General features: G+C 46.5%; 23 protein-coding genes. 9 read left to right on the top strand and 14 right to left on the bottom strand.

The features are described from left to right. The first annotated feature begins 111 nt into the window (after positions 1–111). From QUB20_RS14180 to QUB20_RS14170, 3 genes are all read left to right on the top strand, one after another. The gene (locus QUB20_RS14180; RefSeq protein WP_333247064.1) at positions 112–1419 is read left to right on the top strand and encodes an NB-ARC domain-containing protein; all 1308 of its coding nucleotides are present in this window, start codon (positions 112–114) and stop codon (positions 1417–1419) included. 61 nt (positions 1420–1480) lie between these two features. After that, a complete protein-coding gene (locus QUB20_RS14175) occupies positions 1481–1690 on the top strand; it encodes a type II toxin-antitoxin system HicB family antitoxin (protein WP_293133322.1) in 210 nt (69 codons plus the stop codon). A gap of 2 nt (positions 1691–1692) precedes the next feature. Continuing rightward, positions 1693–1917, top strand: a complete 225-nt coding sequence (locus QUB20_RS14170) for a type II toxin-antitoxin system HicA family toxin (RefSeq protein WP_333058538.1) — start codon at positions 1693–1695, stop codon at positions 1915–1917. 203 nt (positions 1918–2120) lie between these two features. On the opposite strand, the gene QUB20_RS14165 is transcribed toward QUB20_RS14170, so the two are convergent. The 7 genes from QUB20_RS14165 to QUB20_RS14135 all read right to left on the bottom strand — a co-directional run bounded on the left by QUB20_RS14165 (position 2121) and on the right by QUB20_RS14135 (position 7356). Then, positions 2121–2288, bottom strand: a complete 168-nt coding sequence (locus tag QUB20_RS14165; RefSeq protein ID WP_333247062.1) for a hypothetical protein — start codon at positions 2286–2288, stop codon at positions 2121–2123. Beyond that, positions 2285–3070 (bottom strand): DUF6816 family protein, encoded by a 786-nt coding sequence (locus tag QUB20_RS14160; protein WP_333247060.1) that lies wholly within the window; start codon positions 3068–3070, stop codon positions 2285–2287. Before QUB20_RS14160 ends, QUB20_RS14165 begins: the two co-directional genes overlap by 4 nt. 254 nt (positions 3071–3324) lie before the next feature. Then, positions 3325–3729 carry a ChuX/HutX family heme-like substrate-binding protein gene (locus tag QUB20_RS14155; RefSeq protein ID WP_333057403.1) on the bottom strand — a complete coding sequence of 135 codons (405 nt, stop codon included), beginning with the start codon at positions 3727–3729 and terminating at the stop codon, positions 3325–3327. Between the two features lie 123 nt (positions 3730–3852). Then, positions 3853–4806: a PhoH family protein gene (locus QUB20_RS14150; protein WP_333157196.1), complete on the bottom strand. Its 954-nt coding sequence runs from the start codon at positions 4804–4806 to the stop codon at positions 3853–3855. Positions 4807–5180: 374 nt separating this feature from the next. After that, positions 5181–5684, bottom strand: a complete 504-nt coding sequence (locus QUB20_RS14145; protein ID WP_333057401.1) for a KH domain-containing protein — start codon at positions 5682–5684, stop codon at positions 5181–5183. Continuing rightward, positions 5656–5940 (bottom strand): 30S ribosomal protein S16, encoded by a 285-nt coding sequence (gene rpsP / locus QUB20_RS14140; RefSeq protein ID WP_006633724.1) that lies wholly within the window; start codon positions 5938–5940, stop codon positions 5656–5658. The genes QUB20_RS14145 and rpsP overlap by 29 nt, the downstream gene beginning before the upstream one ends. A gap of 81 nt (positions 5941–6021) precedes the next feature. Then, positions 6022–7356: a D-alanyl-D-alanine carboxypeptidase gene (locus QUB20_RS14135; protein WP_333247058.1), complete on the bottom strand. Its 1335-nt coding sequence runs from the start codon at positions 7354–7356 to the stop codon at positions 6022–6024. Between the two features lie 328 nt (positions 7357–7684). On the opposite strand from QUB20_RS14135, the gene QUB20_RS14130 reads away from it, so the two are divergent. The 4 genes from QUB20_RS14130 to fabD all read left to right on the top strand — a co-directional run bounded on the left by QUB20_RS14130 (position 7685) and on the right by fabD (position 12739). Beyond that, positions 7685–8758, top strand: a complete 1074-nt coding sequence (locus QUB20_RS14130) for an RNA-guided endonuclease InsQ/TnpB family protein (RefSeq protein WP_445299401.1) — start codon at positions 7685–7687, stop codon at positions 8756–8758. 386 nt (positions 8759–9144) lie between these two features. Beyond that, positions 9145–10194: a phosphate acyltransferase PlsX gene (gene plsX, locus QUB20_RS14125; protein WP_333057397.1), complete on the top strand. Its 1050-nt coding sequence runs from the start codon at positions 9145–9147 to the stop codon at positions 10192–10194. 164 nt (positions 10195–10358) lie between these two features. Further along, on the top strand, positions 10359–11360 hold the full coding sequence (locus QUB20_RS14120; RefSeq protein ID WP_333247054.1) for a beta-ketoacyl-ACP synthase III: 1002 nt from the start codon (positions 10359–10361) through the stop codon (positions 11358–11360). Positions 11361–11857: 497 nt separating this feature from the next. Beyond that, entirely contained in the window at positions 11858–12739 is an 882-nt protein-coding gene (gene fabD, locus QUB20_RS14115) for an ACP S-malonyltransferase (RefSeq protein ID WP_333177985.1), read from the top strand. 596 nt (positions 12740–13335) lie between these two features. Here the strand turns inward: fabD and QUB20_RS14110 are convergent. Beyond that, positions 13336–13542, bottom strand: a complete 207-nt coding sequence (locus QUB20_RS14110; protein ID WP_445299402.1) for a transposase — start codon at positions 13540–13542, stop codon at positions 13336–13338. 369 nt (positions 13543–13911) lie between these two features. Here QUB20_RS14110 and QUB20_RS14105 point away from each other — a divergent pair, with 369 nt between their 5' ends. Then, entirely contained in the window at positions 13912–14856 is a 945-nt protein-coding gene (locus QUB20_RS14105; protein ID WP_333247052.1) for a phosphate ABC transporter substrate-binding protein, read from the top strand. On the opposite strand, the gene QUB20_RS14100 is transcribed toward QUB20_RS14105, so the two are convergent. Beyond that, entirely contained in the window at positions 14837–14977 is a 141-nt protein-coding gene (locus QUB20_RS14100; protein WP_333291420.1) for a hypothetical protein, read from the bottom strand. The genes QUB20_RS14105 and QUB20_RS14100 overlap by 20 nt on opposite strands. A gap of 134 nt (positions 14978–15111) precedes the next feature. On the opposite strand from QUB20_RS14100, the gene QUB20_RS14095 reads away from it, so the two are divergent. Further along, on the top strand, positions 15112–15750 hold the full coding sequence (locus QUB20_RS14095) for a lysophospholipid acyltransferase family protein (RefSeq protein WP_333247050.1): 639 nt from the start codon (positions 15112–15114) through the stop codon (positions 15748–15750). 109 nt (positions 15751–15859) lie between these two features. Here QUB20_RS14095 and QUB20_RS14090 read toward each other — a convergent pair whose 3' ends face one another. The 5 genes from QUB20_RS14090 to QUB20_RS14070 form a co-directional block, all read right to left on the bottom strand. Further along, positions 15860–16399, bottom strand: a complete 540-nt coding sequence (locus QUB20_RS14090; protein WP_333247048.1) for a GAF domain-containing protein — start codon at positions 16397–16399, stop codon at positions 15860–15862. A gap of 161 nt (positions 16400–16560) precedes the next feature. Next, entirely contained in the window at positions 16561–17151 is a 591-nt protein-coding gene (locus QUB20_RS14085; RefSeq protein ID WP_333247046.1) for a YdcF family protein, read from the bottom strand. A 710-nt stretch (positions 17152–17861) separates the two neighbouring features. Then, positions 17862–18698 carry a GUN4 domain-containing protein gene (locus QUB20_RS14080; protein ID WP_333247044.1) on the bottom strand — a complete coding sequence of 279 codons (837 nt, stop codon included), beginning with the start codon at positions 18696–18698 and terminating at the stop codon, positions 17862–17864. 430 nt (positions 18699–19128) lie between these two features. Then, positions 19129–20271 (bottom strand): hybrid sensor histidine kinase/response regulator, encoded by a 1143-nt coding sequence (locus QUB20_RS14075; protein ID WP_333247042.1) that lies wholly within the window; start codon positions 20269–20271, stop codon positions 19129–19131. Positions 20272–20422: 151 nt separating this feature from the next. Beyond that, positions 20423–23083, bottom strand: coding sequence for a GAF domain-containing protein (locus tag QUB20_RS14070; RefSeq protein WP_333247041.1), 2661 nt, complete (start codon positions 23081–23083; stop codon positions 20423–20425). Positions 23084–23345 lie beyond the last annotated feature (262 nt).

Genomic DNA, 23345 nt, shown 5'->3' with positions numbered 1-23345 from the left:
CAATCTTCACAAATGGTTTGTAGAAATTTTCGCTAAACCCACATAGCTATTGGATCATTCTTTTTGTGGAGGTCTCTTACAAAAGCTGCCAAACGCCTCGATTCTCTGCAAATGGCTATCCTAGAAGGGGCTTGGCAAGGATTAAAATATGAAGAAATTGCTAAAAAATGCCATCGCAGTAAGTCCCATGTTAAAAATATAGCTGCCGAATTATGGCAGACTTTATCAGATATGTTAGGAGAAGATATCAACAAGGTGAATGTTCGCTCTATTTTAGAAAGAAAAGCAGTATCCAGTATTTACAATTCTCCTAATTCTTCACAGATTGTTAATAGTAAAATTAATAGAAGTCATATCCATATCTGTGGAGAAAAACGGCAAGATGCAGAAGAGGCTAAACCGCGATCGCCCAATCCCCCCGACTCTCCCCAAAACAACAGTCAATCCCCAATAATCGATTTAACAGACGCACCCGAATTCCCTTACTTTTACGATCGCACTTCAGAACTCTCTACCCTCAAACAATGGATTTTACAAGCCCACACCCGCTTGATTACCGTCTACGGCTTAAGTGGAATTGGCAAAAGTGCGATCGCCCTCAAACTCATCGAACAAACTAAAACCGAATTTGATTATATTATTTGGTTAAGCCTCACCAACACTCCCACACTTTCAACCCTCCAAACCGAACTCAAGCAATTTTTTGGGCGATCGCAACAACCGCCATTACCCACCATCATCGATTATTTCCGATCTTCTCGCTGTCTAGTCATTCTTGATGACGTACAGAATATTTTTAGTAGCAGTCAATTAGCAGGTCAATATTTAGCAGGCTATGAAGATTATGGCAAAGTTTTTAAACAAATTGCCACATCCTCTCATCAGAGTTGTTTAATCCTCCTCAGTTGGGAAAAACCCCAAGAAATCGCGAATTTAGAAGCCGAAAACCTCTCCACCCGAAGCTTACACCTCCAAGGGTTAGGAGAACAAGCCGCAGAAATTTTTCAACAAAAAGGATTAGTCGATGACGAAAAATGGTCAGACTTGATCGCCCTTTATCAAGGTCATCCTTCCTGGTTAAATATCATGGCTGCAACTATTGGGGAGTTATTTGATGGTAGCGTTTCCCTGTTTTTATCGGATGTAAATGATTTATTCTTAGGTGACTTACAACCCATCTTAGAATCTCACCTAAAGCGTTTATCCGACTCAGAAAAAAAGGCGTTATACTGGTTAGCCACTCAAAATGAAACTGTAGATATTTCCCGAAAAGCTACTGATAGTGAATTATCCCAATCAGAATTGTGGCAAGCCATACAATCTTTAGCGCGACGCGGCTTAGTGGAAAAAATGTTAGTAGGAGGGCGATCGCTCTTTTTCCTCAATCCCGTATTCAAAGCATACATTCAGTGCAGGTGAAATATTATATAATCTATGAGAGATTACATTTCTTACATTTAACGAATAGAAAGCGAATCTTATGAAAACATTTACCGCTATAATCGAAAAAGATTCTGATACCAAGCTTTACGTTGGTTATATTCCTGGATTTCCTGGGGCGCATTCCCAGGGAGAAACCTTGGATGAGTTACACGAGAATCTGCGTGAGGTAATTGAGATGCTCCTAGAAGATGATACTCTCGTCATTCAGACTGAGTTTATAGGTACACAACAGATTGTGATCCGATAAACATGAGCAATATCCCAGTTCTGAAACCACAGGAAATAGTCCGCATACTAGAGAACCTTGACTTTGTAGAGGTGCGTCAAAAAGGCTCACATAAGCAGTTCCGTCACCAAGATGGGCGAGGAACTACTGTTCCTTTTCATAAAGGGCGTGATATATCACCTCGATTGCTTCAGCGGATTGCAATTGATATTGGCTTGACAGTTGAGGAAATGTTGGAGTCACGGTGAGTTGAGGTGAACTACGTGACTACTTTTTGCCCAAATTGCTGCAAAACTACCGAAATTCGGAACCGAAACAGCATGGAAACAAACTTCCGCAAAGGCAAAATGTGAGGAGAAAGCATGATTTTTTTAATCGCACTTCTGGACTTCTACAACGATCGCATAAAAGCATTCACCGCATCATATTGATCTGCCATGCGCGAATAGAACTAGATCGAGCGCAAATCCGCCAACAGTTCACTCTTACTCACCAACTCATACCCCGTTGGACGCAAACAATAAACCGAAATTACACCATCCTCCCAAAACCAAACCTCCTGCACACCCACCCGACGATAGATTTCCAGCGTATCAATTCCACCACTCGTCACTGTCACAAGGAAGATGCCCCCACCAACTCCAACCGATATCGGTACAAAGCCACAGGATGCCCCCCAGCAGCAAAATAATCCGGGTCTTGGGGCGACAAATAAATCGCTGTCACCTGATCCGCCTCAATTCTTTTACTCGCAGAATCGCCATTTTTCCCGCCTCCAACAACTCGATAAGCCGTTGTTGTTTCCACCTCGTTTAAATAAATATCAGACTCTCCCCGAAAAATCTGCTCAGAAATCTCTGTAGACACAAACTCGCGAGGATTCGGCGTCTCAGTTCCCCGACTGGTAACAATCGAAATTAGTTGGCGTTCACCTTTCAAAACAGTAATTTGGCGGTTGGGATTGGTCGGATCGACTTTCACCGAAAGTACGCCACCATCGCCTAAATAAGCCTTGGCAATATTCAAACCGTTAAAAGTGCGATCGGCTACAATCTTTTGAGCCTTTTTAAATGTATAATTAGAAATTAACCCAAGATTTTTTTCAGCTTGAAATCGCACTTTAAATAATATCGGCTGCTGCAAATACTGGCGGTTGCTTTCAAACCCTGGCGTGACAATATTTGGCGCTAAAGGAGTGGCTAAATCTACCAAAGTGCTAGCAACATTCCAATTACCCGCCATCCAGTCGGGATATACCAAATCTCCCTTAGCTACAGCGATAGGAGGCTTGCTTTCCCAATTGGGAAAACTTGATATGCGATCGCCCAAAACCCCCGCCCTCGCACCGCCACCCCACAGCAACACCAGCAAAACCAGACAAAAACTCCAAAATACCTTCATACCCAATTACATTCAAACAACTAATTTTCTGTCTCTCTTTCTCTTCTTTATCTCTTCTCTGCGTTCTCTGCGCCCTCTGCGGTTCATAAATTCAAAAATTAGACAACAAACGACTTAAACATCATATTTTATACCATTTTCATAAACAGGCAAGATGCCTGTTTCACAAAATTAGATGTTCTGCTTGTGGGGAGTAGGGGTTGGGCATCCTACCCGCCCCCAATATGCAATTCAAAGGTGGAAAAGCCGATTTTTTAAAGCGCCTCAACAGGTGCAGGTTCCCAAACCTCCCCGTATTTTTCCTTCAATTCGTGCCAATTTTCCACCTGTCCGGGTTCGTATTCCCCCGGCTTTCCCCACTGCAAAAACGCGCTCAAAGCAGCCTCATTTTGTTCGTCGAGAAAACGGATTGCATAAGTAGTGAAATTGCCTCTTTTAGCTTCGCCCGTTTCAAACTTCACCTGTTTTATTTTGTCCATATTTAGGTGAAACTCAAATATTTCGGCGTGCATATTGGCATACTTACCCTTCGGCAACTCCGCATAAAACAGCTTGTGAATTGAACCGCGCACTTCCAGCACAGCCGCGCTGCTAGTCACGATTAAACGCAGCGTTCCCAATTGTTCGCAAGCTTCTAAGAATTCTTTCAGGTTAGGCATAATTTAATTGGGGAATTGGGTATTGGGAATTGGGCATTGGGCCGAAGAGCCTTGGGCATTGATTATTGGTAATTAAAAACAACAATAACTAACAACCAACAACTAATGACTAATGACTAATGACTATGTTTCGTGCAGTTCGTAAGCAGCGACAATCCGCTGCACTAGAGGATGTCGCACCACATCCGCCTGAGAGAATTCGCAGAAAGCAATGCCCTCAACGTTGCGTAGAATGTTTTGGGCGACTGACAATCCCGACTGTTGGTTTGGCGGCAAATCTGTTTGAGTGATATCCCCCGTTACTACCATTCTCGATCGAAAGCCCAGACGAGTCAACACCATTTTCATCTGAGCCGGCGTCGTATTTTGAGCTTCGTCCAAAATTACGAAAGCATTGCTGAGAGTGCGCCCCCGCATATAAGCTAAAGGAGCTACTTCGATCAAGCCTCTTTCCATTAAATCGGCCATTTTTTCAGGGTCGATCATTTCTTGCAGGGCGTCGTAAAGCGGGCGCAAATATGGATCGACTTTTTGCTGCAAATCTCCCGGCAAAAACCCTAATTTTTCGCCAGCTTCCACGGCTGGTCTTGTTAAAATCAGCCGTTCGTACTGCTTGCTCAAAAGCGCTTGCACGGCGAAAATAGCTGCTAGAAATGTTTTGCCAGTACCAGCGGGGCCAATGCAAAATGTCAGGTCATGCGTGCGTACTGCTTGGACGTATTGCCGCTGCTTGAAGGTTTTGGCTCTAATTTCTTCGCCGCGGCGGGTTCTGGCGAGAACATCTCGCTGCAAGTCTTGTAAATCGCCTTGGCGGTTGGTATCCAAAGCTTGGCGCGCCGTCTGGATTTCAACTCCGGTAATATTTTTGCCGGATTTCCAATAGTCGGAGAGCGATCGCACTAATTTATGACACAATTCTACTTGACTTTTTGTGCCGGAAATCAGCAGTTCCTGCCCTCGCATTACCAGGGTAGCACCGGTTTGCTTAGAGATCATTTTCAGATTTTCTTCTTGATTACCGGCCAGGGACATTGCACTTTGAGTGCTCGGTAACTCTATTGTTAGTTTTTCATTCATGCCAACATAATCTCCTCCAAATAAGCAATTAAAAGTTAACAACTCAACGTTCAACCAGTCACTATTTGCGAACAAAAAGACGCCCGTTACTAGGTTTTACCTAGTATCTAAGGCGTCTTTTAGATTTAGCTCCCAAATGAGTTTGGTGCTTGAGGCACAAATCAAATCTCCCTTCTATTAAGTCAGGCAATTTTAGATTTTAGATTTGAAATTTTAGATTTTAGATGAACCTGATGCCGCTGACATTTGAAATTTAAAATTTTACATTTGTTTCCGATCGCAAAACCGGCAATTTCAAACCAAACGGGGCTTGTAATACAAACTCTACAACAGGCAATCTAAAATCTAAAATTCTTTCTGGGTTCTGCAGTTAGTTAATAACCGGGAGTATTTCTGCTCGTTCTAAACGTAGGTGTGTTAGTACGGCGAGGTTGTTCTCTCGGAGTTCTGCTAGCCAAGGGACTCGGCGACGGAGGTGGCGTCCGGGGTCGGAAGTCGCCTCGCGGCTCCCGCGAGCCACGATCTGGGCGGTCGCGATCCGGGCGATCGCGATCCGGGCGATCCCGATCGCCCCTAGGCGGGCCAGATCCACGATCGCCCGCTTCGCCATCGTATATATCTAAGTAGAGGGACTGACCAGCCGTCTGCGCCACCGCTTCGAGCGTAGTTCTAATCGCCTGAATATTGCGTCCGCCCCTACCGTAAACCCGGCCTTTGTCGGGATCTTCAAAAGCCAGCCTAACCCAGACCCGCGATTGGCGCGGGTGCAGTTCGCAATCAACCCGCAAAGAGCCGGGGGTCTCTAAAAAAGGCCCAATTAAAAACTTAACCAGTCCAGCATAGTTGGGACTAGCTGACTGTTGCTGTGCTGGATTCAACGTTAGCTCCGGCTCCGACTTGTTCAAATACATGGGCTTTTCTCAAGATGTCACGCACGGTGTCAGTTGGCTGAGCGCCTTCTTGCAGGCGCTTGACAATCGCTGGAACATCCAGCCGGGTTTCGTTATTTCTGGGGTTGTAATAGCCGAGCTCTTCTAGGGGACGGCCGTCGCGGCGAGTAGAACTGTTCATCGCTACAATTCGGTAGCTGGTCTCGCGTTTTTTCCCGTATCTCTTCAATCGCAGTTTGATCATCTTCTTGCACAATAGTCTTGTTCCAATTCTAAGCTATTTTGTCAGTGCTCCTTCCCCGAACCCCAACTCAACCCCTATTTCTTAACCTCCGACCAAAATATCGCTACGATTTGCTGCCCCCAAGGCAGGTCTGGCGCCGTCAATGTGCGGTGTAATTGCTACTGGCAAAATCGATGCAGTTCCCCACTGCTGCACCAATTTTTGCAAAAATATATCTTGCTGCTCTCTCAAAGAGTCCCAATCGGTGCCGCGATTAATAATTGCAAACCAAACTAAACCCCGATCGCGCGTGGGTATGGCTCCCGCCAAAGCAATCACCGTGTCCAAAGTACCAGTTTTCACCACAGCCGATCGCGGAATGTGTCGGTATTCCAAAGTTCCTTTATCGCGCCCGGACACCGGAAACAAGTCAGCAACTGTCAGCCCAGTCGTCTGAAGGTTGCGCGCGATCGCCTGCATCATCCCACAAGCCGCCCTCGGAGACATCTGATTTTCCACTCCCAATCCCGAACCATTAACTAATTGAAGTTCCTCCTCCGGCACCCCCGCGGCCCAAGTCGCTTGCTGCTGCACTATTTTTGCCCCGCCCAAATCGTCGGTCAGCATCTGAGCCATTTCATTGTCGCTGTGGACGTTCATCTGCTTGAGAATTTCGGCTAAAGGGAGCGATCGGCGCTTCAGCAGCAAACGCCCCGAAGTCAGAAATTTCTCAGCAATGACGTTGCCGGCCACCGTTACTTGCGGCTTTCTAGTTCCTGGAGCCATCTTAGAATACATTGCCACCACGTCCGCAGGCCAATTGCTACCCTCAAGAGCTTGCCGCAGTATCTCCCCCGCCACCAAAGGATCGGACTGATAATTCATGCGGAAATTGCCTGTCACCACCAAATTCCCCGCCACACGATTGATACCCATTTGATTGAGAGCATTGCCCACGGCGATCGCCTCCTCCCACACAAACAGCGGATCGCCCCCGCCGCTGACCACCAAATCTCCCTGCAACACCCCATTCCTAATCGGCCCAGTTCCCCGGAACCGCGTTTCAAACTGATAATCCGGGCCCCAAGTCTCCAGCGACGCCAGAGAAGTCGCAATCTTAGTCAGCGAAGCCCCAGGCATCAGCGTCTTGCCCTGCTGACTTACCAGCGGCATCATTCCCGCTTGCACCCAAATTCCCTGATTGCCCTCAATCAAGTTCTTGTCTTTCAACTCTTTTAAATATTCCCGCACCGTCGCTTCTGCTGGCAAGTCGGGATTTGCCGCATTTATTCGCCCAAAAGCCAAATCTTCGGCCACCACTAACCCGGGTATCCCTCCCCGCCAAGCCAGCACTGACGCAGCATTAGGCGCGGCACTGCCTACTCCAGCCATGTCCAGCCACAGAGACATCATCCCTGAGCTAAATAAATCCAGCATTTTTTACTCCTAAAGTCAATCGATATTAGATTTTAGATTTGAGATTAAAGAATTGAAGAAAGCGCTCCCACTGATAAATCCGGGGGCAAGTGATGAGGATGGGGAGCTTTTTTTTCGCTCCACGGATGAATCCGGGGTTTCCGGACTAAAGTGCTTGCGGTCATGTAAACTATTTCATTGATTTTTTCAAGATGCCGTCAAAAATAGTAAAGTAGTGACAAAACAAGTTCTATCAGAGTCGGACTTAAGTGCCAAATAGTTTGCTAAACTTATCTACAGTTGATTGCCGAGAAGAAGTTCCATGTTTGCCGTCAAGCGAGCGCTCAAATTGAATAACAGCGAAGCGACCTTGATGGCAAAACACGCAGGATTTAGGCGAGTTGTTTTCAATTTAGGATTGAGCCTGCGAGTCCAAATGTACGGTGAGGGCAATTTTTCTGACTCAAAGGTTATCGGCGAAGTCAAGAAAGTTCTTACCAACCACGTCAAGAAACAACCTGAATGCGCTTGGATGAACCAGTTGTCTTCTCGTGTTTACCAAAACGCTTTGATTGACTTGAAAGAAGCGTTCAGTCGGTATCGTTTGGGGAAAGCCGGCCATCCGAAATTTGCCAGCCGCCGAGACGGGCAATCATTCACGGTTGATTCTTCTAATGGCAAAGTTTTGCTAAGTGCTGGTAACACCATCAAGATTCCTACTTTGGGGACTTTTCGGCTTCACGAGCCACTCCCGTGTGGATTTGCATCTCAAACTTTTACCATTTCAAAAGAAGGAAATCGCTGGTTCGTCTCTTTCTGTGTTGATGCCCAACGCCTGCCAATTCAACAGCCTGATAGTTCTGTAGGAATTGATGTAGGTGTCAAATATGCGGCCACCCTGTCAAACAGTCAAGTGTTTGATGCGCCAAAACCGCTCAAGCAAGCGAAAACCAAGCTTGCTACTTTACAGCGCAAGGCGTCAAGACAAATAAAAGGTTCTCGCAACCAACGCAAAACTTACAACAAGATCGGCAGACTCCACGCACGGATAGCCTGCATTCGTAAAGACTTCCTTCACAAGTTGACGACTTATTTAGCGAAAACTTTCAAGTTAATTAAGATAGAAGACTTGAATGTTAAAGGATTGCTGGCAAATCACAAGTTGGCAGGGGCAATATCCGACTTAGGGTTTTACGAATTCAGGCGACAGCTAGAGTATAAGTGCAAAATGTATGGAGCAAGCTTAGTGCTGGTAGATCGATGGTTCCCCAGTTCTAAGATTTGTGCCAATTGCGGGCATAAAAAAGATATGCCTTTGCAAGTGAGGACTTATGATTGTCCTGCTTGCGGCGTGTCAATAGATCGCGATTTGAATGCTAGCTTGAATATTTTGAATTGGGAACCCAAGGCTATTGGGGGATAGCCTGCTTATCTTGGGATGGCCGACCACCCAACAGCGCAGGAAGTGAGTTCTGAATTGCGACTAAAGATGGCTTTAGTCAAGTTTGGGTAAGTTTTACGAAGCAGCGCATTGAAGTACCCTAGTATGGAGCAATCCCAGCAACGGACAGATCCAACTTGATTTGGAATAGTTAAAGGGCAAATAATGGCAGGGTATGGAGCGTTCAAACTTAAACATACGAAGGACTCAGAAAGTATACGCAATCTCAGCTTTAAGCTGTTTGAGTGAGTAGAGGGATACTTGAATGTCCCGTTGTCGCCTTGATTGGTGGGCAAGAATCCCCCGGCTTTAGACGTGGGGAGGTTCAATTCCTGGTAGAATTTTTAGTGTTTCTCAAACATTGGTCAATGGGATCGACACGCGCAAGAATTGCAATAGACGCTATGGGTGGGGATCATGCCCCCGCCGAAGTTGTAGCTGGAGCGCTTAAGGCACAAGAAGAATTAGGCGTAGAGATTTTGCTTGTGGGCGACCCACAGCAAATAGAAGACTCGCTCCGGCAACAAGACGCGATCGGCCGCGTCTGTACAGGTCAGCTAGAAATCGTTCCTTCTGAAGGAGCGGTGGAAATGCACGAAGAACCTTTGAGTGCCCTCAAACGCAAGCCCAACGCTTCGATTAACGTAGCGATGAACTTGGTAAAGCAGCAGCAAGCTGATGCTGTGGTGTCCGCCGGTCACTCCGGCGCGGCAATGGCTGCTGCCCTGCTCAGATTGGGCCGGCTCCCCGGAATCGATCGCCCTGCGATCGGTGCGGTTTTGCCGACAATGATACCGGGCAGCTCTGTACTCATTCTCGATGTTGGCGCTAATGTGGACTGCCGCCCCAAATTTTTGGAGCAGTTCGCTCTTATGGGAACTATTTACAGCCAGTGTGTGCTGGGTGTCGCCGAACCTAAAATCGGCCTGCTCAACATTGGCGAAGAACCTTCTAAAGGCAACGACGCAGCCGTGCGAACTCACCAGTTATTGGTGGACAACCCGAACATTCCTTTTGTGGGCAATGCCGAAGGCCGCGACGTGCTGTCTGGGAAGTTCGACGTGATTGTCTGCGACGGGTTTGTCGGCAACGTGTTGTTGAAGTTTGCCGAAGCGGTGGGCGAAGTCGTAGTCCAAGTGCTTAAGGAAGAGTTGGTCAAAGGACTCCAACATCAAATTAACGACCCTATGCTGCAAAAAAGCTTGCAAGGATTCAAGCAGCGGGTAGACCACGTTGAACACGGCGGCGGTTTGCTGTTGGGCGTTGCTGGAGTTTGCATTATCAGCCACGGTTCGTCTCAAGCTGCTTCAATTTTCAATGCCATTCGTTTGGCGAAGGAGGCTGTTGACAACCAAGTGCTGGAGCGAATTCGATCGTCCAATAACCAAAGCGCTCTGGAACAAGAAGCTGTGAACTAGAGGCAGTAAGTAGGAATTAAAAATTAAAAATGTAAAATTAAAAATGTCAGCTTAAACCAACTGTTTTGCTTAAAAAAAAGTAATTTCAGCAGTTTAAAAAATAATTTTAATTGGTAGTTTTTAATTTTTAATTTCTCTATCGAACAGCGAGTAAATGGAGAGGAATGTTGCAGCAATCAGGGTTCGGAATTGCCGTCACGGGTAGCGGTTCTTGTACACCGCAGGTTTCGCTGGATAATAACGGTTTGAGTCAGATAGTAGAAACGAATGACGAGTGGATTGGCGCGCGGACGGGTATTCGCTCCCGCAGGCTGGCGGACGATCGCACTTCTTTGTGCGATTTAGCCACAGAGGCATCTCAAAAGGCGATCGCCATGGCAGAAATTTCGCCGACAGATATCGATTTAATTATTTTGGCGACTTCGAGTCCTGACGATTTGTTTGGCACTGCCAGTAAAATTCAATATCAGTTGGGCGCGACAAAAGCTGTGGCTTTTGATTTGACAGCAGCTTGTTCGGGCTTTATTTTTGGTTTAGTGACAGCCTCGCAGTTTATTCGGACAGGGGTGTATCAAAATGTTTTGCTTATCGGAGCAGATATTTTATCTCGCTGGGTGAATTGGTCGGATCGGGGTACTTGCATTCTATTTGGAGACGGTGCAGGTGCGGTGGTATTACAAGCTTCAGAAGTCGATTCCTTTTTGGGATTTGAAATTCGCAGCGACGGCACACAAAATTCGTCTCTCAATTTGGCTTACAAAGCCGAGTCAAAAGAATTAATTGAGGGCGTCAGCGTCGCAGTTGGCGGATTTGAACCCATCACAATGAATGGTCAAGAAATCTATCGCTTTGCCGTGAGAAAAGTGCCGGAAGTCATAGAAAAAGCTATGTTTCGGGCAAATGTCAGCGCTGCTGAAATTGACTGGCTGTTGTTGCACCAAGCCAATCAGCGGATTCTCGATGCAGTTGCCCAAAGGCTAAAGATTCCCCCCGAAAAAGTAATCAGTAATTTGGCAAATTACGGCAATACCTCAGCGGCTTCAATTCCCCTTGCCTTAGACGAAGCCGTGCGTCTGGGTAAAGTTAAAGCGGGCGATACTATTGCTGCTGCTGGTTTCGGTGCAGGTTTGACTTGGGGGGCTGCGATTTTTAAATGGGGAAGGTAATACCATTTTCGATTTTAGATTTTAGATTGGGAATTACTGAGGAACTATGGGTTTGGAGCTGGTAAAGCAGTTTCATTCTTTTTGGGAACTGGTATAATGTTTGGCGGCTTTAAACTTTGGCTAATGATTGTGGGGAGTGCGACCGTTGCATAATACAAATCCTTTAACAAGCCATACATAGGGCAAGGGGCGCAGCCGTACTCCCTCGGGACAGGAGTTCTTGACAAGCCCGCCCTGAGATTGAAAATCCTCTATTCTTCGATCGACTTTCCCCGGCTTGAAGGTTAAAAATTTTGTTACGGCTATTAATTAAATTAAAGTAGCAAAAAAAATATAAACCTGGTTAAAATCGCAATTATATGTTATAGTTGTGAGTCGCGAGTAGATAGTTCGTTAACCGAAAGATAGCGGATACCAGCGAGCGAAGTTAGAAGCGGGAAAGAAAGAATTTTTGCAATCACCAATTAGCAACCACCAATTAGCAGATTACCGGAAAAATGACTAAAACAGCATGGGTATTTCCCGGACAAGGTTCCCAGGCGATCGGGATGGGTGCAGACTTATTAAACTTGCCAACAGCCAAAGCCAAATTTGAGCTCGCTAAAGAAATTTTAGGCTGGTCGGTCCCGGAAGTTTGCCAAAAAGAAGAAGCAAAACTATCTCGGACGCTCTACACTCAGCCTTGCTTGTTCGTAGTAGAAAGTATTTTGGCCGACTTAGTGCGAGAAAAAAGCGATCGACCAGCGGTAGTTGCCGGTCACAGTTTAGGAGAATACGTTGCCCTCTACGCAGCAGGCGTCTTTGACTTTGAAACCGGATTGCGCTTAGTCAAACGCCGCGCCGAACTCATGGACACTGCCTCCGGCGGTCAAATGGTGGCTTTGATCGGGTTCGACAGGCAGGAACTAGAACTGCAAATTCAATACAGCCGAGACGTAGTGCTGGCAAACGACAACAGCGAAGCACAAGTCGTGATTTCTGGAACGCCCGCAGCAGTAGAAGATTTGCTTGCCAAAATCAAAGTCAAACGCGCCGTTAAATTGAATGTTTCCGGTGCATTTCACTCTCCCCTGATGGCCGGGGTGGCAGCCGAATTTCAACTAGCCTTAAAGTCTGCCAGGTTTTCCGATGCTAAAATGCTAGTGCTCTCGAACGCAGAACCGTCAGCCACTACCAGCGCAGCCACTTTAAAGCAACGGTTGACTCAGCAGATGACCAAAGGCGTGCGCTGGCGAGAAATTTCCATGCAATTGCCCCAACAAGGAATCGATCGCGTAGTGGAAATTGGCCCCGGCAAAGTTCTCACAGGTTTGATCAAACGGACTTGTCCCGATTTAGCGCTGGTAAATGTGAGCAGTTTTGCAGATTTGCCCGCTTAATCTATTTTTAGCTAAACAGACGGGAATCCCCACACTATACCGAGCGAAGGTTAGTGTGGGATGAAAGGCGCGCAAGACTCCTGATTGCACCCGTTCATAACCTCAAAGCTATGCTTGCGATCTCATTTCCGGTAACACTCATACATGATGTTGACGGTTGACGGTTGACGGTTGACAGTCAACGCCGTCAACAGTCAACCGTCAAAGCCGTGAACTCGAATTTACTATTCCGATGCTAACGGATTTGATATGAGGTTATGAACGGGTGGATGACGACATCAAAGCACAAGAAGTCTCTTTATTCAGCAGGTCTATCTTGCTCATTAATGTATTTTTTCAATTGTTCAACAGTCACGCCACCACATGATATAATTTCCCGTAACACTCATACATGATATTGACTGTTGACCACGAATTTCAAAGGTGGTACCCGCCACGTGATTTATCCGTGGAATCAATCCCAAATCGAAAATCCTCAAGCCCCCCGCATTTATCTCGCGCAAGTCAATTCTTTAATCTAAAATCTAAAATCTAAAATCGATTGACGGTTGACAGTCAACGTCGTGAACAGTGAACTCGAATTTACTATTCCGATGCTAACGGATTTGATATGAAGCGATGAAATAGCCATTTGTCCATAACACATCCTTCCAATAAAATTGGTTGATTTCAGGAGCGAAATATGTTCTCAAGTACCGACTAGACAAGGTTTTTAAATTGTTAATCAATTTACTTGGTTCGGTCTGTGCAGTGTACTGTAACAACAAATGAACACGATCGCTTTCCCCATTGAATTCTACCAGCCTTCCCTGTCATTTTTCCATCAAATCCCTAAAGATCGCCTCAAGTCTTGTCAGCATTGGGTCTGGAAGCTTACAAAACCGATATGCAAAATATGAAAGATATGGCCGAGATTAACGAAGCCCTCTGAGCCATATCCAAAGTCAACAACGACCTCAGTATCGATTCAGCTCGATCGCAATTTGAGCAAGCCAAAAACGCCGTCCACGGCCGCAACCTCAAACAGCAAGCTTTAGCAGAAATATCTGAGAACCCCCAAGAAAGACTTCAGGCAGAATTAGAAAATATGACCTTAGACGATGAAGTTAATCGCAGGCTACAAATGTTAGACGACTCCAACAACAAAGAACTTCCCAGCTAAGGACAATTTTATGGCTAAGAGCGGGCCTCCCCCCATAGTTTTTATCCTGTTATTTCTCTTGCTAGCCGGTGGTGGCTGGTTCTTTTTTCTCAACAAACCAGCGTCGCAAGATGTTAGTAACAATCCCCCCACTCCCACACCCGCAGGCGATGGCGTCCCACTTCCCGTCGCGCCAGTAGTGGGCGGTGCTGCTTCGCCTGTTGCAGCTACTTCCTTTGCGCTTCCAGCTTCCGTACCTGCGGGCACGACTGTCAGGATTCAAGGTTCTACCAGTATGGTGACAATCAACCTCAACCTTAAGAATGGATTTCAAGCGAAGTTTCCTGGCACTAGAGTTGATTCCAAAGCTAACGGTTCTGCAAAGGGAATTCAAGATTTGGTGGCAGGAACAGCCGATATAGCTGCGGTATCGCAGCCTTTGACGGCTCAAGAACAAGGTCAGGGTTTGGCAGCGGTGCCTGTTGCTCTAGATACGATCGCCCTTGTAGTCGGCATTAACAACCCCTTCAAAGGAGGTTTAACCTCGGCTCAAGTTCAAGATATTTTCAAGGGAAATGCTCAAGACTGGTCGAAAGTCGGCGGCCCTGCAGGCTCGATTAAAGTGATAAATCGACCCGCAGTTAGCGGCACTCACCAAACGTTTAAAGAACAAGTGCTCGGAGGTGGCGAGTTTGGTACGACGGCAAATATTAGTACGCTCGATCGAGATGCGACAACTCCTCTGCTGCAAGCTTTAGGCAACAACGGCATAGGCTATGCGACTTTCGCTCAAGTAGTCAATCAGAGAACGGTGCGCGTTGTTCCCGTCAACGGTGCGACAACGGATGCAGGTAACTATCCTTACAAGCGGCAGTTGTACTACGCTTACAAAAATCCTCCTAGCCAAGCAGTTAAGGATTTCTTGGGCTACGCAACTTCTTCGGAAGGACAAAAAGCTATGCTGGCCGGAAATTGAGCCTTTGCAAAGAATTCGCCAGAATAAATTCGGGCGCTACACAAGCTTGCAAAGCGGTTTCAACCGCCGAATCATCTAACAGCACGACACGCATAAACACGGATACAGTGATGATAGTCAACTTAGCCAATTAGCTAAATAGTCCGATCGCTGGGCCTATCCGTGTATCCGTGTCAAAATCCGTGTAGTGCTACTTTTTTGATTGCTGAACTGATAGGCTAATATTCGATGTAATTTAAAATTTAAGGTTTTTCTGTGAGCAAAAGTCGCGAACCAGTCGAAAGTTTACTTCTCTACTATTTATTCAAATGGTCAATTGTCAGCCCCATGCTGCACCTGTACTTTCGAGGCCGCATCTACGGTGCAGAAAATGTTCCGACAGAAGGGCCGGTGGTAGTAGTCAGCAATCACGCCAGCGATTTTGACCCGCCGATTTTGTCGAATTGCATGAGGCGGCCCGTCGCATTTATGGCAAAGGAAGAGTTATTTAAAGTTCCTATTTTGAAGCAGGCAATTACGCTTTACGGTGCTTATCCAGTCAAGCGGGAAAGTGCCGATCGCAGTGCAATTCGATCGGCTATCAACTCTTTAGAAAATGGCTGGGCGACAGGTGTATTTTTGCAGGGAACTCGCACGCCAGACGGCAGAATTACTGAACCGAAATTAGGTGCTGCACTGATAGCGGCTAAGGCAAAAGCGCCGCTGTTACCTGTTAGTTTGTGGGGAACTCACGCGATTTCGTCGAAAGGTTCGGGAATGCCGCGTCCGGTGCCGCTGACGGTGCGAATTGGCAAGCTAATTGAAGCGCCCGGTTCTTCCGATCGCGAGGAGTTGCAAGCGTTGACTCAAAGATGTGCAACGGAAATTAATGCGATGCACGATTTGGGGCGCTGATTTGCTTGGAGGATGTTTTGTAGAACTTACGAAGAAAGCTGGTTTGATAGATAAAAAACATCGTTACAGGTTTGTAGTGAGTACGAAGACTCCTCATTACAAACCTATTTTATTGCGGTTGTACGATGCCTCTGACATAAGTGACAGCTAGAGGCGAAATTTTTTCTGTAACTGCTGCGATAACTTGGCGATCGAAGTCAGTCCAAACTCTGGGGCGATCGAACATACAAGGCTGCAAAACCCCCCACAATAAGCCGTCCGCACAAAGGTGAGCGTGAATCAAAGCTCGATGTCCGAACTCTTTGGCCTCAAAATTTTTGTTGACAACTTCAGGATTTGCTGTTTCAACATCCTCAACAAAAATTGACGGTTCAGTTCGCAAAGCTGCTGCAAACAAAGGGTCTTCTTCCCCTAAAGATTCTGGTTCTTTTTTCCATTCCGCGTCGCCAATCTCTGGAAAGTTCGAGTTGCGACGCCAGCAGTAAGGTACTCTGCCCCTTTGCGTTTCAGGATTGCGGAGGTAGAGAAAGACCCGATCGCAATTTAACACCTCGCCTAAAGCCGGCACCAAAGCGGAAAAAACAGCATCCGGCGTTTTGCTGTCACTCAAAATTTGCTCCAGAACTTGCGGCAGAATTTGGTCGGTCATTAACTTTAGCTTTTGAAATTCATCTACTAATTTTAAACTACTCCTTCTCTTACGCATTTGTAATCAGCGTCTTCGCGGTGCCTTAAATCGCTATAGGAGAGAAGTTTTAAAACCAGAGAAAATGGGAAAAAAATTAAAACTTGCTCAATGCTTTCCTTTGTTTATTCAATTCTGGCTTGGCTGAAGTTAGCACCCGTATAACCGGTTGTCAGCCAAAGAATAGCCCTAGCGCCGTCGCGAACAGCTTTTTGCACCGGTTCGGGGGTTCGCCCAGACGGAACTGCCACAGGCTTAAAGGTAATGCCTCGACTACCGAGTACGATTTCGCCGATAATCTGAGCTCGCCGCATATGATCGTCAGAAGTGATCAGATACACGCTCTCAATCCCTCTAGCTTTCAATTCATCTACCAGGGTGGTAAAATTTGTTACCGTATCCACCGCTCTGTAGTCTAAGTGCAGGCGATCGGACTCAATTCCCGCTTCTGAAAATACCCATTCCGCGAACTCAGGATTGCTCCCAGACGACACCCAAATCGGCAATTCAGGGTGATCCTGAGCAAATTTGGCGGCAAACACCTCTCGCTCAGTAGCCCCACCTAGAACTAACAAAGCTTGGGGTCTCTGAAATTCGCTCTTAACCTGCTGATAGCCCAACCAACACGCCATCAAAAGTCCTACTAGGAACCAAAAACTGCGTGAAGTGTTCAAACGCTTGTAACGCTGCGTGTTTGAATTGATTCTTAACCACATCTAAACCTATAAAAATTTTATGTAACTGACAAAGGAACCATAACAAAAAATACCGCACCTATAGCCCACTAACAGGAATTAAAAATTAAAAATTAAAAAAGGGTCGGCGGATCATAGGATTTTAGATTTTAGATTTTAGATTTTAGATTTTAGATTTTAGATTGACTCTACGCTTGTGGTGCGGCTTCAATGGGGGATTTTAGATTTTAGCTTTCAGATTTTATACCAATCGCCTTGGCGGTTGGTATAAAATCTGGGAGCCAATTCCTTAGCGGATATGCAAAAAAGAGGGGCAAAACTTAAGCTTTCCCCTCCTGCTGTTAATTTTTCTTGATTTTTAACGGGACTGGCCGGGTTCGAACCGGCGACCTAGCGCTTCAGATTTGTGTGAGTTTCCCCACTCTCTGGACTATACCTTCACCATATGCTTGCAGCTTTTAGGTGGTGACCGTCTAGTCTCTAAACCTTCCTGATTTCCATATAGGCGATTGTTTAATCGCCCTGAACTCAGGCTTGGCTTGGTATTGCCTTAGAGTCATAGGAACCCATAAACTCTTTAGGTTTCACCAAATTTGACCACATTCACTCCTAGAGTTTCCTCGCAGGGTGCCCGATTCTTCAGGAGGCGCTTGCTCTATCCATCTGAGCCACAGCCCCAGTTGCTAAACCGTTTTGATTATAGCAGTTAATGTCGATTTTGATTTTTTTTTTCATGATTGCCGATCGCCAGTTGCGAGTTTCGCAGCGATGCGGGCCAAGTTTTCTGCTGCGGTGAGTTTACCAGCACCGTAACAGGCGCGCTGTCTCCATGCGGTGACGGGGAGATGTCCGGGGGGAGCATCTTCGTTGAAGGAGAGCTCACTGTAATATTTCCAATTTTCCTTGACTCGCCAGCCGACTCGATCGCAAAATTCAGTATAGTTAGCCCCGGTACTTTCCCAAATCTGCTGCTGCACGCTCAACCCGAACCGCCCGCTGCTGTATTGTTGCCAAAGTTGGTCGATCGTGCGAAGGTCTGTAGGAGGAAAACTGTCAATATCGGCTGCACTCAGCCAGCCTTCGTCTTCTCTGACAGCGATTTGCAGCAAGATTTCCCAAGTGTGTTCATCAGCTTTGCGCCATTTTCCAGTTTCTAATAGCTTTGTCAGTTGGCGGTAGTCCATCCCCACTTCCGAGATAGCCGCAGTTGAGTCAGGTATGGCGCCGATTTTGTCTTCTAGTCGCAGTAGAGTGCTGACAATCAATTCGGGGTTTAGTTGCTCGAGGCGGTACAGAACCCCTTCTAACTGAGATTGAATGTATGTGCGGGCGATCGCACCTTGCTGCACTTCCCCCTGCAACTCATCAAATTTAGCTAACCAATTTTGTTGATTGCGGGCCAATTCCCACATTTGTTTGGCCCACTGCAATCTAACTTGTTCTTTTTTTAAATAAGTTTTGGAAGGCTTAGCACGTTGCGGGTAGGGAGTCAAATCCCAGCCGCAAATCGAGCAAAACTCTGCTTTTTCTTCTATGTATTCAGCACCGCACACTGGACAGTTAGACATATTGCCATCAATTCGGTTGCCAAGTAATTATATGACATCTGGTAAATTAACCATAATTCGATTAGGTACACACTTTGCAACCTACAATTACAGTTTATCTGTACTAATGTTCGCTTTTCGCACCCCAAAGTTAGACTGACAGCATATTCCATGTATATGCGGTACACACAATCTTGTCCTAAGCATCGGTGCGTCGCCACCAGTCAATCTGCAAGTTTCATTAAACATGAGCAGATCCGCACCCTACATAACAATGTACCAACAATTAAGGCGGATACTGTACTTCATGAACCACCGAATCTGCTGTATTTATAAGCTGTTGCGGCCTTTAAATTGTATGTCAAAAAAAATCAAAGTCTTGTGGGGAGTAGGGGCCCTAGCGTCCCGCCCGCCCTGAATATACAATTTAAATGCGCGACAGCTTACCGCTCTAACAAGGCAAGCGAATAGTAAACAAACTGCCTTTGCCCAACTCGGATTTTACCTCGATCGTGCCGCGGTGAGCTTCGACTATTTGGCGGCAGAGGTGTAGTCCCAAACCTGTACTGGACTTCTTATGAGTTCCCGAGCTAAACCTTTCAAATAACTTTGCTTGTTCGGTGGGAGAAATGCCGGCACCGGTGTCTTTGATGTCTATAATTACCCATGCCAGCGGTTGGTTTTTGAAGCTAGTATAAGCAGGGGAATTAGCAGCTTTTAAGCTGACATCTATTGAGCCGTTGTCGGTGAATTTAATTGCATTTCCGATTAAATTTGTCAGCAAACGGTGTAGCTCCAGACGATCGCCCGGATACTTCGCAATCGGTGCACTTTCTGCACTTTCTGTCAAGTCTAAATTTACCGACAAACCTTTAGCATCCGCTAGGGGAGCTAGTTCTTCAGCTACCTCAGTAATAAGCTGGCGCAAGTCCACGGCAGCGAAACTTAGGGATTTGCGGCCTGCTTCGTAGCGGTAGACTTCCAGCAACATATTTACCATCGCGATCAGGTTTTTGTTGCTGCGAACCATCGTCCCGAAAGCCTCGCGCATGGGAAGGGAAATTTCTCCCAAAGCTCCCTGCTGCATTAAAGTTAGCATTCGATCGGCTGCTACCAGGGGTGTTCGCAAGTCGTGAGCGAGTCGGGAGACAAAATCTTCGCGCTGGAGGGCGATCGAATTGCGCTCGTCTACGCTGTGTTTTAGCCGCAGGAGCGATCGAACCCTCGCCAGCAGTTCGTCCATTTCGACTGGTTTGCGGATGAAATCGTCTGCTCCCATGTCCAATCCCTGCACTACGCTGGCACTGTCGTGAGCAGTGATCAGCAAAATCGGCATAAAGGGCAATTCCTTATTTTCTCGGATTCGTTTAGTGACTTCGTAACCATCCATTCCCGGCATCATCACGTCTAGCAGTACCAAATCCGGGGGTGACTTGTCAATTTGACTCAAGGCCGAAAAGCCGTTTTCTGCCGTGCTAATTTCGTAACCTTCTTCTTCCAGGATTGTCTGCACCAACAAAACATTATCTGGTGCGTCATCTACAACCAGAATCCGATCGGCTTTTGTGGCATTGGGAACAGATAAATAACTCATTTAATTGCTAGCCTGGAAATATTTTTTCAACTTTAATATGGTATCCAACCTATGATTTCACATTTTTACACTTGTTAACTCTGTCATAAGGAATATCTCACAACTTTATCAAATCTTTTTACTTTTTATCAGTCGGATGTAATATAATCTACTACTTAGTTGTCATCGTATGCACACCGTCCCAATCATCGGGCGGGGGTACTTCCAAATAGCTCAGGGATCGGTCGAGGTGAACTTCCACAGGTCGATCGCTGGGTCGCATTGCTAAAGCCGCTTCAAAATAACTAATAGCTTTCTGAAAATTTCTAGCAATATAAGCATCCCTACCGTTACTATAAAGTTCCAAAAACCGAACGGTTTCTCCATCAATTGGTTCAGAACTATTTTGCAGCAACTCGTAAATACCAACTGGTTGATTTTTGCCCTTAACCCGCACCTTGTCTAACTCTCGCACCCAAATTCCTTCGCGACACAAACTGTATGTAAATTCGCTCAAAATTATATCGCATCCGTACTCCTTTGTAAGCTGTTCCAATCGCGAACTCAAATTCACCGCATCCCCAATTACCGTGTAATCCATGCGCTTTTGGGAACCAATATTTCCCGAAACCACCTCTCCGGAACTAATTCCAATTCCGAAGCGAAATGGATCTTCGCCGGGGCGAGAATCATTAAACTCTTTCAAACGCCGGCGCATATCTAAAGCCGACTGCACCGCCATCCAACCGTGGCTTTCCGGGGGATTCAGCGGCAGGGGCGCGCCGAACACGGCCATTAAAGCATCTCCGATAAACTTGTCTAAAGTGCCTTCGTAGTGGAAAACGGCCTCCACCATCGTCTCAAAATATTGGTTCAGCAGGGATACCACATCGGAGGCTCCCAAATTTTCGGTCAGCGTGGTGTAGCCACGAATGTCGGAAAATAAAATAGTCACTTCTTTGCGTTCGCCCACCATCAGGGCGCCTTCACCCAAGGCCATCACTTTATCTACGACTCCAGGAGTCAGGTAGCGGTACATCGTATTTTTCATCCGCTTTTCGTGGCTGATGTCTTCGAGTACCACTAAACCGCCGCGCACGCCGCCCTCTGGATTGATCAGCGGGTTGACAGTCAAATTCAAACTACGTTCAATTAGTTTAATTCGAGAGGCGGGGATGGGCAGCGGACAATAAGGGTGATACAGGGCAGAATTTCGCAGCGCAAATAGAGATTGGGCATTAGCTAATTCTGCCAGCGCTACTTCCTCAGTCCACGCGCTGTTTTCGCCCCAAGCGTAATATAAATTAGGGTCAGTGCGATCGGGCACGGCCAAAATATAACTTTCTTCTTGTTCTTCTTCTTCTTTTTGTTGGGAATTTAGCGTTTTTTCTACCAACAGTCCCACCGTTAAACTTTGTTCGGGAACGTAATGTCTGGCAGCATGGTTGAGACTGTCTTCGAGTCGAAATTGCAAATTTTCGATCGGCACAACTTCCCAAACATAGCGATTCACCAGTTTATCTTCCCAAATCTGGGGATTGTGTTTGCTTTTAGCTTGATTTACCGGACAGCCCAACAATTCTAGGGCTGCTTCGTTGATAGTTACAACTCGCCCCTGTAAATCGGTGGAAATTACTGCATCTGAAAGACTTTGCAGCATATCTTTTTGATACTGCTTTTCCACCATCACGTTTTGAAACAGTTGAGAATTTTGCAGCGCCATTCCCGCTTGGGAATTAAACGCTCGCAAAAACTCTTCGTCGGAAGGGGTGAAACTACCTTGGTTCTTATTAATTAGCTGAGTCACCCCGATCAGCTCACCTTTAGCGTTATGCACCGGCATACACAAGACAGTCCGAGTGCGGTATCCCGTTTGCCCGTCTGTAGAGGGGTCAAAGCGGGGATCGTCGTAAGCATCTGTAATATTTAGAGGTTGACCGGTCGAAGCCACGTAGCCAGCAATTCCCTTATTAGCAGGAATGCGGAGATCTACCATCGTTTTGCCGTCAGCCTTGGCGACTTTTGTCCAAAGTTCGTTGGTTTCCCGATTTAACAAAAATAGCGTGCTGCGATCGGCCTGCATCAAGTCGCGAGCTTGATCCATGACAGAGCGCAAAGTTGTTTCCAAGTCAAGACTTTGACCCAAAGTAGTGGTGGCTCTCAACAGTGCGGCAACCCCTCGCTGGTTGCGGGCGACGACGTAGAAAGACTGACAGCTTTCGAGAATAATCCCGATCGAATCTGCAAAAGCCTGGAACTGCTGTTCGTCTTCCTCGCTAAAGGGGGCATCGCCAGCTTTATTTAACAGTCTGACCACCGCTACGGGTTCATGTTGGCTCTTGCTGCTAAAAATCGGCATACAGAGGATGGTCTCGATGTGGTAGCCCGGTGGTTCGTCTACTTCGGTATTAAAATACTCGTGCGATCGAGCTTCGGCGACATTGATCGATTTTCCGGTTGTTGCTACGTAGCCTAAAATGCCTGCATCCATCGGCAATCGCACTTCTACATCTTCGCCCGTAAGTGGATCGACTGTTTTGTGCCACAGTTGATTTTTGTTGGAGTCAACCAAAAAAATTGTTGTCCGGTCTGCTTGCAAAATTTGACCAATTTTCACAGTGAAGGCATCTAAAAGTTGCTCTAAGAGACTTTCGAGTGCTTCATTGTTAATCAGGTCCATCGCCCGGATAAATTGCTGAAATTCAGCCGTGATAAAGTCCAGCAGGCACACTAATTCAGGAACTGGCAAGCTCTTAACACGGGAGGTCAATGCCCCCATAAAATTGACTTGAGTCAGTGTAGCCAGAACGCTACCAGTATTGGAGAATGTCATGATTAACTGCTTGCTCAGAGGGGTAGACTGACCGCAGGTCGATCTGCGCGAGATTCGGCGGCGGTGCAAACTCTTGAATTTGTTTGCAAGCGCATCGGCACTCGCTTGTCGCTTTGATGAATCGTGAGTTCAAAAGTGGCGCACGCAACTTCAGTTTGCTTGTTATGTATGCTCGATCGATCTTTTTTACAACCTCGATACTGATGAGGGTTCGTCAATTCAAGCTGAACTTGAGTTAGCAAAACTGAAGGCCTGAAAATTA

It is taken from the genome of Microcoleus sp. B4-C2 (assembly GCF_036705265.1).
Classification (GTDB): domain Bacteria; phylum Cyanobacteriota; class Cyanobacteriia; order Cyanobacteriales; family Microcoleaceae; genus Microcoleus.
This window is presented reverse-complemented; position numbering and strand designations above follow the sequence as displayed.

Bases quoted from the DNA above. Each gene is read 5' to 3' on its own strand.
- QUB20_RS14180 (WP_333247064.1), top strand. From the start codon at position 112: ATGGCTATCCTAGAAGGGGCTTGGCAAGGATTAAAATATGAAGAAATT.
- QUB20_RS14175 (WP_293133322.1), top strand. From the start codon at position 1,481: ATGAAAACATTTACCGCTATAATCGAAAAAGATTCTGATACCAAGCTT.
- QUB20_RS14170 (WP_333058538.1), top strand. From the start codon at position 1,693: ATGAGCAATATCCCAGTTCTGAAACCACAGGAAATAGTCCGCATACTA.
- QUB20_RS14160 (WP_333247060.1), bottom strand. From the start codon at position 3,070: ATGAAGGTATTTTGGAGTTTTTGTCTGGTTTTGCTGGTGTTGCTGTGG.
- QUB20_RS14155 (WP_333057403.1), bottom strand. From the start codon at position 3,729: ATGCCTAACCTGAAAGAATTCTTAGAAGCTTGCGAACAATTGGGAACG.
- QUB20_RS14150 (WP_333157196.1), bottom strand. From the start codon at position 4,806: ATGAATGAAAAACTAACAATAGAGTTACCGAGCACTCAAAGTGCAATG.
- rpsP (WP_006633724.1), bottom strand. From the start codon at position 5,940: ATGATCAAACTGCGATTGAAGAGATACGGGAAAAAACGCGAGACCAGC.
- QUB20_RS14135 (WP_333247058.1), bottom strand. From the start codon at position 7,356: ATGCTGGATTTATTTAGCTCAGGGATGATGTCTCTGTGGCTGGACATG.
- plsX (WP_333057397.1), top strand. From the start codon at position 9,145: ATGGGATCGACACGCGCAAGAATTGCAATAGACGCTATGGGTGGGGAT.
- QUB20_RS14120 (WP_333247054.1), top strand. From the start codon at position 10,359: ATGTTGCAGCAATCAGGGTTCGGAATTGCCGTCACGGGTAGCGGTTCT.
- fabD (WP_333177985.1), top strand. From the start codon at position 11,858: ATGACTAAAACAGCATGGGTATTTCCCGGACAAGGTTCCCAGGCGATC.
- QUB20_RS14105 (WP_333247052.1), top strand. From the start codon at position 13,912: ATGGCTAAGAGCGGGCCTCCCCCCATAGTTTTTATCCTGTTATTTCTC.
- QUB20_RS14090 (WP_333247048.1), bottom strand. From the start codon at position 16,399: ATGACCGACCAAATTCTGCCGCAAGTTCTGGAGCAAATTTTGAGTGAC.
- QUB20_RS14085 (WP_333247046.1), bottom strand. From the start codon at position 17,151: ATGTGGTTAAGAATCAATTCAAACACGCAGCGTTACAAGCGTTTGAAC.
- QUB20_RS14080 (WP_333247044.1), bottom strand. From the start codon at position 18,698: ATGTCTAACTGTCCAGTGTGCGGTGCTGAATACATAGAAGAAAAAGCA.
- QUB20_RS14075 (WP_333247042.1), bottom strand. From the start codon at position 20,271: ATGAGTTATTTATCTGTTCCCAATGCCACAAAAGCCGATCGGATTCTG.
- QUB20_RS14070 (WP_333247041.1), bottom strand. From the start codon at position 23,083: ATGACATTCTCCAATACTGGTAGCGTTCTGGCTACACTGACTCAAGTC.